This window comes from Escherichia sp. F1 (genome assembly GCF_046764225.1).
Taxonomy (GTDB): domain Bacteria; phylum Pseudomonadota; class Gammaproteobacteria; order Enterobacterales; family Enterobacteriaceae; genus Escherichia; species Escherichia coli.
In genome coordinates this window covers 2336980-2354255 of record NZ_CP177202.1, presented here as the reverse complement: position 1 = coordinate 2354255, position 17276 = coordinate 2336980, and the positions used below count along the sequence as shown (strand labels likewise).

The window sequence follows — 17276 nt, the reverse complement described above, 5'->3', positions numbered from 1 at the left end:
CGGCATTGCTTTTTTTACTTCACGGAATATTTCGCCACGGTCGCTTTCGCACCATGCGCTAATAAAGACAAGTACGCTTCCGTCACTTTTGCAGTAAACAAGCTATTGTCTGGCAAATCATCACCAAAGATCGCCTTAATCGCCAGCAATGACTGGACGCGCGCTTTCCCTTCGGCACTACTTTGTACAGCCTTCTGAATAACAGGTAACAGTGGGTCACTGATTTCTATCGGATTTCCCTGTTCATCAACACCACCCACATAACGCATCCAACCTGCGACGCCCAGCGCCAGCAGATCGAACTTGCTGTCATGCGCCAGATGCCAGCGAACAGAATCCAACATCCGCTGTGGCAATTTCTGGCTGCCATCCATCGCAATCTGCCAGGTTCGATGACGTAGCGCCGGGTTGCTATAGCGTTCAATTAATCGGTTAGCGTAATCTTGCAAATCAACGCCCTGCACTTTCAACGTCGGCGCTTGTTCCTGCAACATCAAGGCATACGCTGCATGACGATAATGTTCATCTTCCATGCAGTCATTAATGTGCTGATATCCGGCAAGATACCCCAGATACGCCAGGAATGAATGACTGCCGTTGAGCATGCGCAACTTCATCTCTTCATAAGGCAGCACATCACTAACCAGTTCGGCTCCCGCTTTTTCCCATTCCGGACGTCCGGCAACAAAGTTATCTTCTATTACCCACTGGCGGAAAGGTTCACAGGCAACGCCCGCAGGATCGCGCACACCGGTAAGTTGTTCGATTTTCGCCAGCGTATCCTGCGTCACTGCGGGCACAATACGGTCCACCATTGTTGATGGGAAAGTCACGTTTTCTTCGATCCATTGTGCCAGTTTTACATCAACAGCTTGCGCGTAGGAAGTGACAACGTCACGCATAACATGACCGTTTTCTGGCATGTTGTCACATGACATGACGGTAAATGCGGGAAGACCTGCCGCTTTACGGCGAGCCAGCGCCTCGACAATCACCCCTGTTGCAGTTTTCGGCTGGTGGGGATTTTGTACGTCGGCAACGACCATCGGGTGATCGAGCATTAACTGTCCGGTCGCCGGAGAGTGGAAATACCCTTTTTCGGTGATTGTCAGAGAGACAATCGCGATTTGCGGTTCACACATCGCAGCCAGCACGGTTTCTAAGCCATCTATTTGTATGTGCAAGGCTTTTTTAACGACGCCAACGACGCGAGCCGTCCACGCATCGGCCGACATTTCCGCAACGGTATAAAGATTATCTTGCTGTTGTAAATCGGCAATTTGCTGTTCGCCGCCGATTAAATTGACCTCATAATATCCCCAATCACTGAAATGTTTTGTAGCAAGAATATCGGCATACACGCCCTGATGCGCACGGTGAAATGCGCCAAAGCCTAAATGAACAATTCTTGGGGCCAGGTTATTACGATCATAAACAGGGAGCGTTGCTTTTGCTGATAACAAATTATTTCCCATAACAATTCCTTAAATTTAAATATGGCAAGCTGCATGTTTTGTTATATGAATAAAAAATCCCCTCTCCGGTAAGAGAAGGGATGGAGGATTTACAGACTTCTTGAAGGTTGCGCAGCTGTTACAACACGCGGTTGATCTTCCGCGGCATCTTCCAGTGCACTTAAATCACGGTCTTTCACTTCTGGCATTTTCAGCGCAGAGATTAAACCAATCACTGAATATGCCATGATCATAATGGCGATCGGATACCAGGATTCCGTCATGGTGCAGAAAATACCCGCCAGGATAGGACCAAAACCGGAAGCGATAAGACCACCAATTTCTTTAGAAATAGCCATCCGGGTAAAGCGGTTTTTACAGCCGAACATTTCTGCCATGGTAATGTTTTCCAGAGCAAATAATCCCAGCACCGCACAGTTATGAATCACAATCAGTGCAACCATAATGGTGCTCGGGGCATAGCTTTTATCTACGATGATAGAAAGCATTGGCCACGCCAGCACAATCGCAGAGGTATTCATAATAATATACGGGATCCGGCGACCAATTTTATCGGATAACCAACCAAGGAACGGAATGGTCATAAAGCCGAGAATCGAACTGATCATCAATGCATCTGTTGGAATTGCTTTGTTAAACAATAACGTCTGCACTAAATAACCTGTAAGGAAAGTCTGAATTAAACCTGAGTTACCAGCCTGACCAAAACGCAGCCCTGTTGCCAGCCAGAAGGATTTGCTCTGGAACATGCTACCAGCAGGTGCAGGTTTTGCTGTCGGTTGGTTGCTGTCGTTAACCTTCTCAAATACCGGGCTTTCTTTCAGATTCATACGCAACCAGATAGCAAAGACCATCACGACAACGCTCGCCAGGAACGGTATACGCCATCCCCACGCCAGCAGTTCCTCTTTACTGAGAATGAAGAACATAAAGGCCCAGATTGCCGTTGCGCTCAAGGTTCCGCAGTTAGTTCCCATAGCCACAAATGAGGAGATAATTCCGCGCTTACCTTTTGGTGCATATTCCGCCAGCATCGTACCGGCACCGGAAATTTCCGCACCTGCACCCAACCCCTGAATAATACGCAGCGTCACCAGCAAGATGGGTGCAAAAACACCAATCTGTGCATAGGTCGGTAACACTCCAATTAAGGTGGTACAGATCCCCATCATGGTGATGGTAATAAAGAGCACTTTTTTACGCCCTATTCTGTCGCCCATTTTGCCGAAAATAAATGCTCCGACAATACGCGCCACATAACCTGCACCGTAGGTTCCCATTGCCAGAATTAACGCCATTGCCGTTGATGATTCAGGAAAAAATATTTCATGAAACACTAACGCTGCGCCGAGCGAATATAACTGGAAATCCATAAATTCAAGCGCAGTGCCCAGCCATCCCGATACTGCTGCTTTCACCAAATCCTTAGTGCTTCTTTCGTGTTTTTCTATTGTCATAATGGTTATCTCTAAAAAAGAGGTAAGATGCGTACTACTTACTCGCCGTTATTGGTATTATTCAGAAAAAGTGAGTAAGACTTTGCAGCAATGTTTTTGATCCTGTTCAAATAAACTAATGGCATCAGCAACATGCTGGAAATCAAACGTATGGGTAATTAATTTTTCTGGTTTAATTAACCCTTTACTTAACCAGTCGATAACGACCGGGAATTTATTTGCATTTAAGCGTGAAGAGAAAATAGAGAGTTCTTTTCCGGTAATTCCTTGCTGAATCACTTCAGAAGGTTCACTGGAGAAACCCATCAATACAATACGTGCCGCTGGAGAAGCCAGCGTTACGGCTTCTTTCAGGATTGAAGGATGACAAGCCGCATCGATAATTAATGTCGGCTTTATGCCTTTTTCAGCGAAAATCTCGCCAAGCGGTGTCTGGCTGTTATTAATCGCCCAGTCTGCCCCGCTCTCTTTCGCTTTTTCCAGTCGTTCATCAATGCGATCGGCAACAATCACATTTTTAACGTTATAGACGCCTTTTAATACCTGAACAATCGTCAGGCCGATTGGACCGGCACCGTAAACCAGAACGGTATCATTTTCAGACGGTTGACCATGACCGGTAACGTTAGCCGCAATGGTAAAAGGTTCGATCATCACCGCATATTGATCGGCCACTGCTTCAGGAATTTTCCACGCATTTTTTGCCGGCACCACGGCATATTCACTGAAACCACCGTCAGCGTGCACACCTAATACAGCCAGTGTCGTACAAACGTTCGGCTTACCTATAGAGCACGGATAGCAATGCCCACAGCTGACCACCGGATCGACAGCAACGCGTTCACCGACTCTGTCGCTTTCCACGCCTTCACCCACTGCATCAATGACGCCAAAGAATTCATGACCAATGACGCGCGGATATTTCGCAAAAGGATTATGCCCACGATAAATATGGCTATCTGAACCACAAATTCCGGCAAGTTTCACTTTTACTCGTACTTCACCCGCTGACGGGGTGGGTATTTCGCGTTCGATAATTGCCAGTTGATTCGGTTTTTCAATTAAAATGCTTTTCATTATCTTACTCCTTACCAGTTCCACAGCGTGCCATCTTCCAGACGTGCGACTGGCAGATAAGCAGGTTCATAGGGATATTTCGCCGCCAGCTTTTCATCGAATTCGATGCCAAGACCCGGTTTGTCTCCCGGATGCATATAGCCGTTATCGAAAGTCCAGTTGTGCGGGAAGACTTCGAGCATTTGTTCGGAATAACCCATGTACTCCTGGACACCGAAATTGGGGACCCACAGATCAAAGTGCAGCGCCGCAGCCATGCAGACTGGTGACAAATCGGAAGGACCGTGTGAGCCAGTACGTACCTGATACAACGAAGCAAAATCGGCAATCCGGCGCATACCGGTAATTCCGCCTGCATGGGTCAGCGTGGTGCGGATATAATCGATAAGTTGCTCTTCAATCAGTTGCTTGCAGTCCCAGATGCTGTTGAAGACTTCACCCACCGCGATGGGTGTGACGGTATGTTGGCGAATGAGACGGAAGCATTCCTGGTTTTCCGCAGGCGTCGGGTCTTCCATCCAGAACATGCGATAATCTTCAATGCTTTTACCAAAGCGCGCCGCTTCAATAGGCGTTAAGCGATGGTGCATGTCATGCAGCAAATGTTCATTAAAACCAAACTTGTTACGTACCGCGTCAAACAATTTCGGCATGAAATCGAGGTATTTCTCCGTCGACCACAGCTGCTCTTCCGGCCACTGTCCTTTGGTTGCGGGTTCATAAGCCAGACCTTTACCTTTCGACATGCCGTAGGTGGTTTTCATACCAGGGATTCCGCACTGCACGCGGATGGCTTTGAATCCCAGCTCCTGATGACGGGCATAATCATCCAGAGCTTCATCAATACTGTGACCGGTGGTATGGCAATAAACCATCACCCCTTCACGAGACGCGCCGCCGAGTAACTGGTAAAGCGGCATGTTGGCAGCTTTGGCTTTAATATCCCACAGCGCCATATCAACCGCTGAAATGGCCGACATCGTCACCGGACCGCGACGCCAGTAAGCACCTTTATAGAAAAACTGCCAGATATCTTCGATACGGTGTGCATCGCGACCAATAAGCTGCGGACAAAGGTGATCCTGCAAATAAGAGGCCACGGAAAGCTCACGTCCATTGAGGGTGGCATCCCCAAGGCCCGTAATACCGTCCTCAGTGGTGATTTTTAATGTGACGAAATTACGCCCCGGACAGGTAACAAAAACTTCAGCCTTTACGATCTTCATGTTCGATTCCTTGCATCGCTTGTCGTGATGCATGAAATCTACGCAACTGAGCTACTACCATACAAGTATGATGATCGAAAAAAGCCGGAGTGATCACAAAAAAAGGCGTATATTTGCGCCGTGAATGGTTGACAAAAGATGAAATAGAATACCTTTTGTCAGCTGACACTTCCTTGTATCTTATTGATAAAATGGATTTATGTCCTTACGCGCGCCCCCAGCCCGCAACAATGATCAACATGCCGCAAAGCGCAATCAACGCCCCCGTCCAGTCATAAAGAGTCAGTTTCACGCCATCCACAACGCGCAGCCAAATCAACGCCGTGCAGACATAAACGCCACCATAAGCCGCGTAAACACGCCCACTCGCCGCAGGATGCAACGTTAACAACCAGACAAACAGTGCCAGAGAAATCCCCGCCGGAAGCAACAGCCAGATACTGGCGTTTCGTTTTAACCACAACCAGGGCAGAAAGCATCCAATAATTTCACACAGCGCAGTAGCAAAAAATAGTAACGTTGTTTTAATCATCTTTGTCACTTATTGACATCATGTATAGTTATAGGGCGACATAATATCATCAATATAAACATCCTCCTGGTAAGTTTTGCGTTCGCAGTGGATGGTGTAGAATCACCTTTAATCATTCATACAGGGAATGAATTATGAAAATTACTCTCAGCAAACGAATTGGCCTGCTCGCTTTTCTGCTGCCTTGCGCACTGGCATTGAGCACAACTGTTCATGCCGAAACTAACAAACTGGTGATTGAGTCTGGCGACAGTGTACAAAGCCGCCAGCACGCCGCTATGGAAAAAGAGCAATGGAATGACACGCGCAATCTGCGCCAGAAAGTGAATAAACGCACTGAAAAAGAGTGGGATAAAGCCGACGCCGCTTTTGATAACCGCGATAAATGTGAGCAAAGCGCCAACATCAATGCCTACTGGGAGCCAAATACTTTGCGCTGCCTGGACCGTCGAACTGGCCGCGTTATTACCCCCTAACCTGTTATTGATTTAAGGAATGTAAGGACACGTTATGCCAAGCGCCCACAGTGTTAAGCTACGCCCGCTGGAGCGTGAAGATTTACGCTATGTACATCAACTCGACAATAACGCCAGTGTGATGCGTTACTGGTTTGAGGAACCCTACGAAGCCTTTGTTGAACTCTCTGATCTGTACGATAAGCATATTCACGATCAGAGCGAACGACGCTTTGTGGTGGAATGTGACGGCGAAAAAGCCGGTCTGGTGGAGCTGGTGGAAATTAACCATGTTCATCGCCGCGCAGAATTTCAGATAATTATCTCCCCGGAATATCAGGGGAAAGGTCTGGCAACGCGTGCCGCAAAATTAGCAATGGACTATGGCTTCACCGTTCTCAATCTCTATAAGCTGTATCTGATCGTCGATAAAGAGAATGAAAAAGCGATTCACATTTACCGCAAGCTTGGCTTTACGGTTGAAGGTGAATTGATGCATGAGTTCTTTATTAATGGTCAATATCGGAATGCCATTCGCATGTGCATATTCCAGCATCAGTATCTGGCAGAGCACAAAACACCGGGTCAGACTCTCCTGAAGCCGACCGCACAATAGCATTAATAATAATCGATAGTATTTTTGATGGTGTAAACCCGTTCGACGGCGGGTTTTACTCCTTCATCAACAATGATTAGCTGACAGTCCACCGGATTGGCGTGACTGTCATATTCACAGCTCTGTTTTACATTACCAACCCTTTGATTATTCAGTAAAGTAACCGCTGTGTAATCTAATTTTTTGATCGGATCCGTTGATGGCGTAGCGCTAACAGATAATGTTTTGTCGTTACTTTTCGTGGTTTTACCCAGCGGATAACCCTGATCATCATAGCGATATTCCATCTGCATCTGTTTGCTGCTGGCTTTAATCACAAAGCCATTATCATCGGTTTCCCAACTCACCCCTGCAGAAGGTAATTCTGCTAGCTGGCATTTTCCCTGCAAACGAACTCTTTTCTCCAGTGTCTGGGCATCACGGTAATAATTGGCGTCCAGTACCAGGGCAACCACGGTATTATTTTCCAGATCCAGTAATTCGAGTGAATCAAAACAGCCTTCTTCCGACAAAGTCCCCGAAACACGTTTCGTCACTTCACCTTGCTCATCCATTAATGTCTGAGTGAAATCTTTTACCGGACCACGCAGCGGATCAAAATCGAATTCATTAGAGAAACTGGCCATCTCAGGGGTAAATGAAAGTGTTACCTCTGTGCGGTCACATCCTGTGAGGAATATCGCGAGTAAGCATGGCAGTAATTTGTATTTCACAACAGTCACCAGAGAGTAGAGATGATTCTCAATCATAGTAGCAAATACAGTACTTTACACGTTAAATGCTATGCTTAAAGAAGTTATCTTCGCGTAAGGAGCTTATGATGAAACTCTCAACCTGCTGTGCCGCGCTTCTGCTCGCCCTCGCCTCACCCGCGGTACTCGCCGCGCCGGGATCCTGTGAGCGCATACAGAGCGATATATCACAGCGCATTATCAATAATGGCGTTCCCGAAAGCAGCTTCACGTTAAGTATTGTACCCAATGACCAGGTTGATCAGCCTGATTCCCAGGTCGTCGGGCATTGCGCTAATGATACGCATAAAATTCTCTACACCCGCACCACCAGCGGTAACGTCTCTGCTCCCGCGCAGTCTACCCAGGATGGCGCGCCTGCCGAACCGCAGTAACACATTATCGACTGCACGCCGGATACGACACATCCGGCGATTTGAACATACAACATAATCCCACCTTATTACTCATACCCTTCTATTGATATGGATTAATAATTCTTAACCCAAAATAGGTAGACTCCCTCTATTGTTAGCGCGCTAAATATTCAATATATAAACTTTTATATAACGATAAAGAACAGGGAGTGAGTTATGTCCAAAAATGAACAAATGGTGGGCATCAGCCGCAGAACACTCGTTAAATCTACCGCGATAGGTTCTCTGGCGCTGGCTGCAGGCGGTTTTTCTTTACCGTTCACCCTGCGCAGTGCAGCGGCAGCGGTACAGCAGGCCAGCGAGAAAGTGGTCTGGGGTGCCTGTTCCGTCAACTGTGGTAGCCGCTGTGCACTTCGTCTGCATGTTAAAGATAATGAAGTGACCTGGGTGGAAACTGACAACACCGGCAACGACGAGTATGGCAATCATCAAGTACGTGCCTGTTTGCGCGGTCGCTCCATCCGTCGGCGTATTAATCATCCCGATCGCTTGAATTACCCAATGAAACGCGTGGGCAAACGCGGCGAAGGCAAATTCGAACGGATTAGCTGGGATGAAGCCCTGGATACTATCGCCAGTAGCCTGAAAAAAACCGTCGAACAATATGGCAATGAGGCTGTATATATTCAGTACTCTTCAGGGATCGTTGGCGGCAATATGACCCGCTCTTCGCCATCCGCCTCGGCGGTCAAACGCCTGATGAACTGCTACGGCGGTTCACTCAACCAGTATGGCTCCTACAGCACCGCGCAAATTTCCTGTGCCATGCCCTACACCTACGGCAGTAATGATGGCAACAGCACCACGGATATTGAAAACAGCAAGCTGGTCGTGATGTTTGGTAACAACCCGGCAGAAACCCGCATGAGCGGCGGTGGCATCACTTATCTTCTTGAAAAAGCGCGCGAGAAATCGAACGCCAAAATGATTGTTATCGATCCGCGATATACCGATACGGCTGCTGGTCGTGAAGATGAATGGCTTCCTATTCGCCCGGGCACCGATGCCGCGCTGGTTGCGGGGATTGCCTGGGTATTGATTAACGAAAATCTCGTTGATCAACCTTTTCTCGATAAATACTGCGTCGGCTATGACGAAAAAACCTTACCCGCAGATGCACCAAAAAATGGTCACTATAAAGCCTATATTCTTGGTGAAGGTGATGATAAAACAGCGAAAACGCCGCAGTGGGCTTCGCAAATTACCGGTATCCCGGTGGACCGTATCATCAAGCTGGCTCGTGAAATTGGCACAGCAAAACCCGCTTATATCTGCCAGGGCTGGGGGCCGCAACGCCAGGCAAACGGCGAGCTGACTGCACGCGCTATTGCGATGTTGCCTATTCTGACGGGCAATGTCGGCATCAGCGGCGGGAATAGTGGCGCGCGTGAATCGACCTATACCATTACCATAGAACGCCTGCCGGTGCTGGATAACCCGGTCAAAACATCAATCTCCTGCTTCAGCTGGACAGATGCTATCGATCATGGCCCGCAAATGACGGCAATCCGCGACGGTGTCCGGGGCAAAGATAAACTGGATGTGCCCATTAAGTTCATCTGGAACTACAAGGACTTGAAGCGGTTACTCGTTAGAGTCACGAGAGACATTAGTAGGCCTGAGGTCCTGCATTAAGTCAAGGACTTTGTGTCAGGCTTTGTGTCAGCTTTGTGTCATTAGACGGGATGTCTAGACGGCTGGTCAGGACCCCCGGTGGCCTCGGTCTGGACTTGAGGCGGGCTATGGGGGAAGTCTGCTGGCTTAATGTATTGAGTGAGGTCTCTAACTTTTGGTCCAAAACTCATCGTTAGCTGCTCGCCAGCTCACAGCCGTACTACTGTAAGCACGACCACCAGCACCAGCTTCAGCAGGAAGACGACAAGATAGACTTTATGCAGGTCCATGCGCCCTCCTGTTATGTTATATTATTACATTAAACAAGGTCCAGACCGAAGTCCAGACCATAGTTAATTAATCACATTGATAATCCACCACCTGAAGTCCTGCCAACATTCAGTCCAGCCTTACCCATGCTAGGAGTCTTAACCGGGGTGTCGCCACTGGCAGTCTCCACCACTGGTGACGCATCAGGCTCTACAGGAAGCTCCACAGCAGGCGCAGGAACCGGAGGTGATACGATGTACCACCACCAGCAGAGAAGCCCTTAGCGATGGACCGGAGGCCCTTACTGACGCTCTTACCCATTATTCAGCCTTGGTGAACTTCAGGCGTTTGACTACAGGCAGGACGGCAGTAGCTGAGCCAGTGTCCATCTTGATGGTCGTAGCAGCTTCAGCGACAACGAACACTTTACCGAGGATTTCCAAGTCGTGGGACTGAGAGTCGCCATCACGAGATAGGACGACCGTAATATTTTCACCGTCGTGACGGAAGCAGCCGAAGCTCAGGGCCGTGAAGCGTTTAGCCAGCATGAACACACCTTTGTCTTCACCGTTGTAATAGGCGATGTCGGTACCCAGCATATCAACGATAGCGTCTTCACCAGAGAAGCCCTGTTTAGCAGCCAGACGTGACAGTGCTTTCAGTTGGGACTCATGGGCGATGATGCCGTAATCAGACACTTCAGCGCCAAAGGAAGACTCGGTGTTCTCATACAGAGCGTCCATGATAGCGTCTGCCTTAGCGGTCAGGCTACCAGTCAGGACAGGAAGCTCTACGGTCTTCAGCAGCTTAGAGGATTCCAGAACGTCGACCATGCGAGCGTTGATGGTGCGGACCACATTCTCACAGATGTTCATAGCGTCCTGCTGAAGTGTGCCCTGAGTGAATCCGGTGGATGACTTGGCGTCCCAGAGCTTGGTCTGCTCAGAGATGAGAATAGCCTGCTCGATTGGTTCGACCACGATTTCTTGTCCAGACGGAACGGTCACGACTTCAGGTCGCTTGCCACCACGGACAGGAACGACCACAGAGCGGTCAGCCAGAGTGTGAGCAATGATTGGGGTCGGCAGGCTATTGCGGGTAGGCAGGACTTCTACAGGGAACGGGATGTTCTCTTGAGCGTCTTTAAGTACACCGTTCAGCATAGCCTTAACCGTCTTAGCTAACTGGAGGGCATAGACCTGTGGGTCAGCGTTAGTTGGCAGACCTTCATTGACCTGAATGTTGTCGGTATCGGTGATGCGTACTGGCTCAATGCCAAACTGGAAAGCGTCTTTAATCGTCATAATAATCAATCTCCTAAATTAGTTTAAATACTGTGAGTCCTCAAAACTGAGGAGTCCCTAACATCGGGTCAGGGACTGTGTGTTTTACAAGCTATCCATCCAGTTACCGCCTGACTCAAGGTCAGCGACGATAGCGGCACGGGAGCGACCAGCGGAATGGGTAGCACTGAGCAGGTTCTCACCATAGGTCCGGCGTTCAGCTTTGACCTGTTCGCGGCGCTGTAGCTCTTTCTGCCACTCTGCATCAGTCATGTTCTCTTCACGCATGCGCTCAGCCTGAATGCGCTGCTCTTTAGCAATACGCTCAGCTTCGGCTCGCTTGTTCTGCTGGCGGCGACCATAGGCGGTCATCAGGTCATTACTGAAGAAGTTGCCGATGGTCACACCAGCTTCAGCCAGAGCTTCCAGCATTTCCATTGCCTCGCGGCTGGTGGACGGCAGTCCTGACAGGTAGCCCGGAATCAGGGTCTTAATAGCGAATGACAGCGGATAGGACTTACCGTCCAGACTCACAGTGTTTTCATAAAGGTTGATGTCGGTGACTGACAGCTTCCAGTCGTTGTTGTTGAATAACATAAGGTGTACTCCTATTGAGAAGGTGAGAACTATCGGTATCGCAGACACAGTTATGCCTACGGGTCTCCCCGCATCGGTCATTCTCAAAAGGTGTTTAAATTAAGGTGGTTTACCAGCAGGAAAACTTTTCCGTCTGGCTCAATGCGTCGAAACTTCGGTCATCAGACGATAGGTTTATGCGACCACTTTTCGGTCCCATAAGGTTCAAGACTCCAGTTCACTAGCTGCGCTAGACTTCGCAAACGCTCGGCGTAACTGATTGTTCAAATCCCGGTCCACCAGCATTGAGATAAGCTCGTCTCGACTGTAGTAAGGGCGCTCGGATGAATCAGTACCCATCCCCAGCATTGACAGAAGATGACGAGTAGGAAGACCACGGTAGCGAAGTGTTGCCCTGCCGATAGCGGTGCGAGGGTCGATATGCTGTTTGGTTGTCATCAGAAATCGTTCTCCATCCAGTCTTCCTCTACAGGTTCCGCATCAAGGTCACAGGCGAGAATGCAGCGCTGGTAGTAGTTGTTGAACTCGAAGCGTTGGCTCGGTCCGAACCAGTGTGCATATGACACCGGAAGTCCTTCTGTGATGTCGATAATGGCAGGCACGCCGTTAAACACTTCTGCGTTCACCTCCAGTCCTGACATGAAGTCACCGAAGTCTTCATCACCTTCAATACCGAACACGCAATACGCATCACAGTACAGGTGCATCTCCATCAGCTTGTCTTTGAACTCGTCGTCCCAATCCTCAGGTTCACCCAGAGGTTCAGCCCAGTCATAGCCATGCTCAGCAGGCAGTACCAGAGAACCATCAGGTTTGACACGCGGGATGAGTCCAGATTCTCCGGTGGTGACCGCCCAGAATGACCCTAGGTGCTTGTGCAGGACAGCGCAGCGAACGATGTACGCCTCAGCTTCAGTGTCGTAGTAGCCGAAATGCTTCAAGTCACCGACGAAAGGCAGCTTCATCTGGACGCGCCACTTGCCACGATATTCATCGAAGTGGTACCCGGTGAACTTATTGCGAACACCTTCGCGGACCTTCTTATCAAGCTGGTTACCATACGCTGTCGTTAATCGGAGGTTGAACGGATGGTTTGATTTGCCTTCGTTCCAAATGGTGCAGGACACAGCGTGATTAACGACCACCCAGCCCGGCAGTGCCACATCATAGAACAGGGCCATGATAAGGCGGTGCTCCTGATACGGGCGACCATTCACATTCACAGCACGATAACCCTTGTCATTGCTTCGAGTAGTCACCCGGCGTCCGCTGTGCTTATGCGCCAGCCATGCATCAATGTGACCCTCAGAGTTACGACCAGTCACGACACGATACTTGCTCTTCAAGTCATTCAGGAAGCTGGCAGACATATCGCTAGCGACCTTAGGCGCATTCAGGATGTCGATACCTGCATCGCTGGACTTCAGGTGGGCCACGATGACCTGCGTTACGCTGTCAGTGGTACCGTTAGCCAGAGGGTGGTTGCTGGCGATAACTTCGTTCAGGTCGATGAATTTATGGATGTTCATTAAGGTAGCTCCTTTAGAAAGCACTCTCGTTCCCCTGCGGGTCTCCACACCTATTCAGCGCTACCAAATGGAGCCGCCGAAAGTGCTTACGAAAGTGAATAGGGTTGATTTGATTGGTCGGGGATGACCATGATTTCCTGTAGGTGTCAATAAAGGCGGGACCGCATATCAGGCGTGCATCTGGTGGGTGCTGATAGACTTAAGTCAGTGTAGTGAGTAGACGAGCTACTAACCGATGACTGAAGAACACTCACGGGATGCGGTAATGACAGAGGCGGTCACGGGCCTTGATTACTTAGGAGAGATGCTTAATGTCGGTTGACCAGATGCTCGCATGTTCTGACGCATCAGACTCAGAGGCGGAGGCTGGTCTCCCCTATAGTGATAGTTTAGGGTCCGTAATCATGAACCAGCTTTACTGGCGTGGTACTGGACGGATTTACTGGCGCTGACGACAGCAGCATAGACGTAGCGAGCGTAGCGAGTTGAAACCATAGGTTCACCCAAGGCAACACGCTTACGGCTCAGGGACTCCTGCACAGCGCTTACAGTTAATGTGTCGTGCGTTAGTAGTTGGGTCAGAATCAAGTATGGGCTGACAGGCTTGGTATTGCTTGCCATTGATTCGCTCAGGCGACCAGCACCAGTTAGGACATCATCCAGCCAGCCGCTCAAGTCACCCTGACCATCGAATGACAGCAGGTCCCCGCAGTGCTGCTGCAAGTAGGCTTTGGTGAACGTGTTGTCGTGAGTCGCGATTGGTCGTGCCATAGAGTATCTCCTGTAGTTGAATTAGTTGGTTCCCTATAGTGATAATCAAGTCCATCACTGGTGATGCATACAGTAGCGCGACAGGATGTGACTCACAGGTTGGACTGGATGTCAAGGATTAAGGCGACCCTAGGAATTAAGGAAGTAAATATAAAGAGGGGACCGGATGTGACTCACAGGTTGGACCGAATGTCAAGGACTAAAGACGCCTCAGGAATTAAGGAAGTATATATAAAGAGAGACCAGAGGCGACTCACAGTTAAACAGGAATGTCAAGAGGAGACCATAGGAATTTGGAGGACCTGAGTTAGGGAACCAGTTTAAATAAGACACATAGACTCAAAGTGGGACAGCCGAAGGCGAACCAGTAGGCCTATAGTCAGGAGGGATTATGATTATTATCACCCTCCATAACTTCAGTCCTGACTTCAGTAACACAAGGTTCAACCATCAGAACAATCATGGTCTCCACCTTGTGTCATCCTACTTAAAGTAAAGCTGTCTTCAGCACCTCTGCCAGCCTACCAACAGCGTGTCCTTTCCCGTACAGGTCATACGTAATTGACTGACTGCTGTGACCTAAGATGCCTTGAGCGTCCACCAGATTGACTCCACGCTCTTTCATCCGGGTCGCCAACCAATGTCTCAGACTGTGTAGAGAGACGTTCTCAGCGTCTGGGAGAGCCTCAGTGATGACCCGGGAGTTAAACCAGCTTGAGTATGCACTCGGAGTCATACCAAAGAGAGGACCCTCGTCTGACTGCGTGTTCACCCATGAGAGGAAGGACGCCAAGTCGAAACCATACGCACCATCGGTCAGCGGCACCAGTCGGACTGAATGTTTGTTCTTAACTGATTTGCCTTCACCGTCTTCATTGATGTCGATGCAGACCAGTCCATTGTCCAAGGTTACAATGTCACGTTTAGTCAGGTGGCATACCTCAGCAGCTCGTGCCCCGGTAATCACAGACACCAGCGACGCCCACCTGCGAGCCTCAGAGGACGTCTGGGCCGTGTGTCGTGTGAACTGATACTCCGCTTCAACTCTTCCGAGAAGTCTCTCCAGCTCCTCATCTGTGAACGCTCTGCGCTTAGATTCGACATCCTTCACCAGCTTCATTCTCTCAATAGGGTTGCGGCCCTCAAGTTGCCCATTCATCAGAGCATAATCAAGACACATCTTCGCTTTGGTCAGCAGCTTGTTGATTGTCGATGGTCTCACCTCAGAAGCCAGCATAGAGTCCCTGACAGCCAGCCACCCAGAGCGGGACATCAGGTCCATGTCTTCAGGTAAGAACCGAGAGACGGTATTCAGTGAGGACGAGAGGTCCTTGTAGCTGGATGTCTTCAGGGTCTGGACCTTCTCAGCCAGCAGCGAGGACACTAGGCTTGAAAAAACTACAGATGACTGGCGCTCCTGTGTGAAAACTGCCGGTCTATCCCCCTGCTCATTCTTCAGAATTGACGTAGAGTCGCCTATAGTTGAGTAATCAGTATGGTTATTATCATCAGTAAGCTGGCTTACGCCACCATCAATCAGCTTAATCAGACCAGAGGTATCACCAGTGTCTACCCTCTGCTGTGCTGCGGTCAGGACTTCAAGCGCTAACCTTATGCCCTTCTGCTGGTCCAGACTCAAGGCTTGCGTAGCGGCTAGCTCCTTCAGGTTGGACTTCTCGTCGACCAGAGTAGCGACCTCAAGTCCATTCCAGTAGTCATCACTAGCGTCTGTCAGGAACTGCTCAGCCATAGACCGGAGGTGCTCTTTAAGCTCCTGTAGCGTGACTTCAGGCCTATCCAACATGAAGGCCTTAGCGGTGGCTGCAAGCTCTCTCTGACGCATTGTGGCTACTCTCCTGTCTGTGCTGCGGGTCGATACTGAAAGAAACGGTGTGGTCTGTCCCTTGAGTCTGAAGCGGATAGTATATCGACCATTGGCTCTACGGACTAACTGAGGCTTAGCTACTCCGAGTAGATTGATTTGTGTCAGCCTTGTGTCAGGACTTGGGGTGTAGACTTTCCCATACAGATAGGGAGACCCAGAGAAAGAACTGGATGGATATACAGTGTTGTCATAGTTAATGTCAGTCATATCAGGACCTTAAGTAGCGTTGAGTCAACTACTTCAAGTCCGTCCATCCGTCTGACAGTGGAGTCCATCTGGAACTACGCGGGAAATACCCTGGTTAATCAGCATTCTGACATCAACAAAACGCATGAAATTCTGCAGGACGAATCGAAATGCGAAATGATTGTGGTCATCGAAAACTTTATGACCTCATCGGCAAAATATGCCGACATTCTGCTGCCAGACCTGATGACCGTTGAGCAGGAAGATATTATTCCTAACGATTACGCCGGTAACATGGGATATCTCATTTTCCTCCAGCCAGTCACCAGCGAAAAATTCGAACGCAAACCGATTTACTGGATCCTGAGTGAGGTCGCGAAACGTCTTGGACCTGACGTCTATCAAAAGTTCACAGAAGGTCGCACGCAGGAACAATGGTTACAACATCTGTACGCCAAAATGCTTGCCAAAGATCCGGCGTTACCGTCTTACGACGAACTGAAAAAAATGGGTATCTATAAGCGTAAAGATCCCAATGGTCATTTTGTCGCCTACAAAGCATTTCGTGACGACCCCGAGGCAAATCCACTTAAAACGCCTTCCGGTAAGATTGAAATTTATTCCAGCAAGCTGGCGGAAATTGCCCGTACCTGGGAACTGGAAAAAGATGAAGTGATAAGCCCACTGCCGGTTTATGCCTCAACCTTTGAAGGCTGGGACTCCCCTGAACGTAGTACCTTTCCACTGCAACTGTTTGGTTTCCATTACAAATCCCGTACTCACTCGACCTACGGCAACATTGATGTCCTGAAGGCAGCCTGCCGTCAGGAAGTGTGGATCAACCCTATAGATGCACAGAAACGTGGGATTGCCAACGGCGATATGGTGCGGGTGTTTAACCATCGTGGCGAAGTTCGGCTACCAGCCAAAGTGACACCACGCATTCTTCCTGGAGTTAGCGCTATGGGTCAGGGAGCCTGGCACGAGGCCAATATGTCTGGCGATAAAATCGACCACGGCGGCTGTGTGAATACGCTAACCACTCTGCGCCCTTCACCACTGGCGAAGGGAAACCCGCAGCACACTAATCTGGTCGAGATCGAAAAAATATAACCCACTACGACCATAAATTTTG

At 49.3% G+C, this 17276-nt stretch carries 14 protein-coding genes and 2 pseudogenes; 5 read left to right on the top strand and 11 right to left on the bottom strand.

All coding sequences use genetic code 11. From position 1 onward, the window contains the following. Positions 1-14: 14 nt before the first annotated feature. The 5 genes from ACK8NJ_RS11395 to ACK8NJ_RS11375 all read right to left on the bottom strand — a co-directional run bounded on the left by ACK8NJ_RS11395 (position 15) and on the right by ACK8NJ_RS11375 (position 5767). A complete protein-coding gene (locus ACK8NJ_RS11395; RefSeq protein ID WP_411962474.1) occupies positions 15-1475 on the bottom strand; it encodes a mannitol dehydrogenase family protein in 1461 nt (486 codons plus the stop codon). An 89-nt stretch (positions 1476-1564) separates the two neighbouring features. After that, complete coding sequence (ydfJ, locus tag ACK8NJ_RS11390; protein WP_411962472.1) at positions 1565-2932, bottom strand: MHS family MFS transporter YdfJ; 1368 nt, start codon at positions 2930-2932, stop codon at positions 1565-1567. A 57-nt stretch (positions 2933-2989) separates the two neighbouring features. Beyond that, positions 2990-4009, bottom strand: a complete 1020-nt coding sequence (locus ACK8NJ_RS11385; RefSeq protein ID WP_411962471.1) for a Zn-dependent oxidoreductase — start codon at positions 4007-4009, stop codon at positions 2990-2992. 11 nt (positions 4010-4020) lie between these two features. Next, complete coding sequence (gene rspA, locus ACK8NJ_RS11380; RefSeq protein ID WP_001295394.1) at positions 4021-5235, bottom strand: starvation-sensing protein RspA; 1215 nt, start codon at positions 5233-5235, stop codon at positions 4021-4023. A 205-nt stretch (positions 5236-5440) separates the two neighbouring features. Further along, complete coding sequence (locus ACK8NJ_RS11375) at positions 5441-5767, bottom strand: YnfA family protein (RefSeq protein ID WP_001374832.1); 327 nt, start codon at positions 5765-5767, stop codon at positions 5441-5443. A gap of 134 nt (positions 5768-5901) precedes the next feature. Between ACK8NJ_RS11375 and ACK8NJ_RS11370 the strand changes: the two genes are divergently transcribed. Both ACK8NJ_RS11370 and speG read left to right on the top strand, forming a co-directional pair. Then, complete coding sequence (locus ACK8NJ_RS11370) at positions 5902-6243, top strand: DUF1283 family protein (protein WP_411962470.1); 342 nt, start codon at positions 5902-5904, stop codon at positions 6241-6243. Between the two features lie 34 nt (positions 6244-6277). Beyond that, positions 6278-6838 (top strand): spermidine N1-acetyltransferase, encoded by a 561-nt coding sequence (gene speG / locus ACK8NJ_RS11365; protein WP_001138584.1) that lies wholly within the window; start codon positions 6278-6280, stop codon positions 6836-6838. Positions 6839-6840: 2 nt separating this feature from the next. On the opposite strand, the gene ACK8NJ_RS11360 is transcribed toward speG, so the two are convergent. Continuing rightward, a complete protein-coding gene (locus tag ACK8NJ_RS11360) occupies positions 6841-7551 on the bottom strand; it encodes a YnfC family lipoprotein (protein ID WP_001445899.1) in 711 nt (236 codons plus the stop codon). A gap of 107 nt (positions 7552-7658) precedes the next feature. On the opposite strand from ACK8NJ_RS11360, the gene ACK8NJ_RS11355 reads away from it, so the two are divergent. After that, positions 7659-7964 carry a DUF1161 domain-containing protein gene (locus ACK8NJ_RS11355; protein ID WP_001295396.1) on the top strand — a complete coding sequence of 102 codons (306 nt, stop codon included), beginning with the start codon at positions 7659-7661 and terminating at the stop codon, positions 7962-7964. Positions 7965-8162: 198 nt separating this feature from the next. Next, a pseudogene (locus tag ACK8NJ_RS11350) lies at positions 8163-9575 on the top strand (DMSO/selenate family reductase complex A subunit); the annotation flags it as partial. A 635-nt stretch (positions 9576-10210) separates the two neighbouring features. On the opposite strand, the gene ACK8NJ_RS11345 reads toward ACK8NJ_RS11350, so the two are convergent. The 5 genes from ACK8NJ_RS11345 to ACK8NJ_RS11325 all read right to left on the bottom strand — a co-directional run bounded on the left by ACK8NJ_RS11345 (position 10211) and on the right by ACK8NJ_RS11325 (position 15913). Then, on the bottom strand, positions 10211-11197 hold the full coding sequence (locus ACK8NJ_RS11345; protein WP_411962528.1) for a hypothetical protein: 987 nt from the start codon (positions 11195-11197) through the stop codon (positions 10211-10213). An 81-nt stretch (positions 11198-11278) separates the two neighbouring features. After that, positions 11279-11770 carry a hypothetical protein gene (locus tag ACK8NJ_RS11340; protein WP_411962469.1) on the bottom strand — a complete coding sequence of 164 codons (492 nt, stop codon included), beginning with the start codon at positions 11768-11770 and terminating at the stop codon, positions 11279-11281. A gap of 437 nt (positions 11771-12207) precedes the next feature. Continuing rightward, positions 12208-13299 carry an AP2 domain-containing protein gene (locus tag ACK8NJ_RS11335; protein ID WP_024242829.1) on the bottom strand — a complete coding sequence of 364 codons (1092 nt, stop codon included), beginning with the start codon at positions 13297-13299 and terminating at the stop codon, positions 12208-12210. A 402-nt stretch (positions 13300-13701) separates the two neighbouring features. Further along, positions 13702-14070 (bottom strand): hypothetical protein, encoded by a 369-nt coding sequence (locus ACK8NJ_RS11330; RefSeq protein ID WP_000113586.1) that lies wholly within the window; start codon positions 14068-14070, stop codon positions 13702-13704. A 487-nt stretch (positions 14071-14557) separates the two neighbouring features. Beyond that, the gene (locus ACK8NJ_RS11325) at positions 14558-15913 is read right to left on the bottom strand and encodes a site-specific integrase (RefSeq protein ID WP_411962468.1); all 1356 of its coding nucleotides are present in this window, start codon (positions 15911-15913) and stop codon (positions 14558-14560) included. Between the two features lie 306 nt (positions 15914-16219). On the opposite strand from ACK8NJ_RS11325, the pseudogene ACK8NJ_RS11320 reads away from it, so the two are divergent. Beyond that, a pseudogene (locus ACK8NJ_RS11320) lies at positions 16220-17254 on the top strand (molybdopterin dinucleotide binding domain-containing protein); the annotation flags it as partial. Positions 17255-17276: the final 22 nt, after the last annotated feature.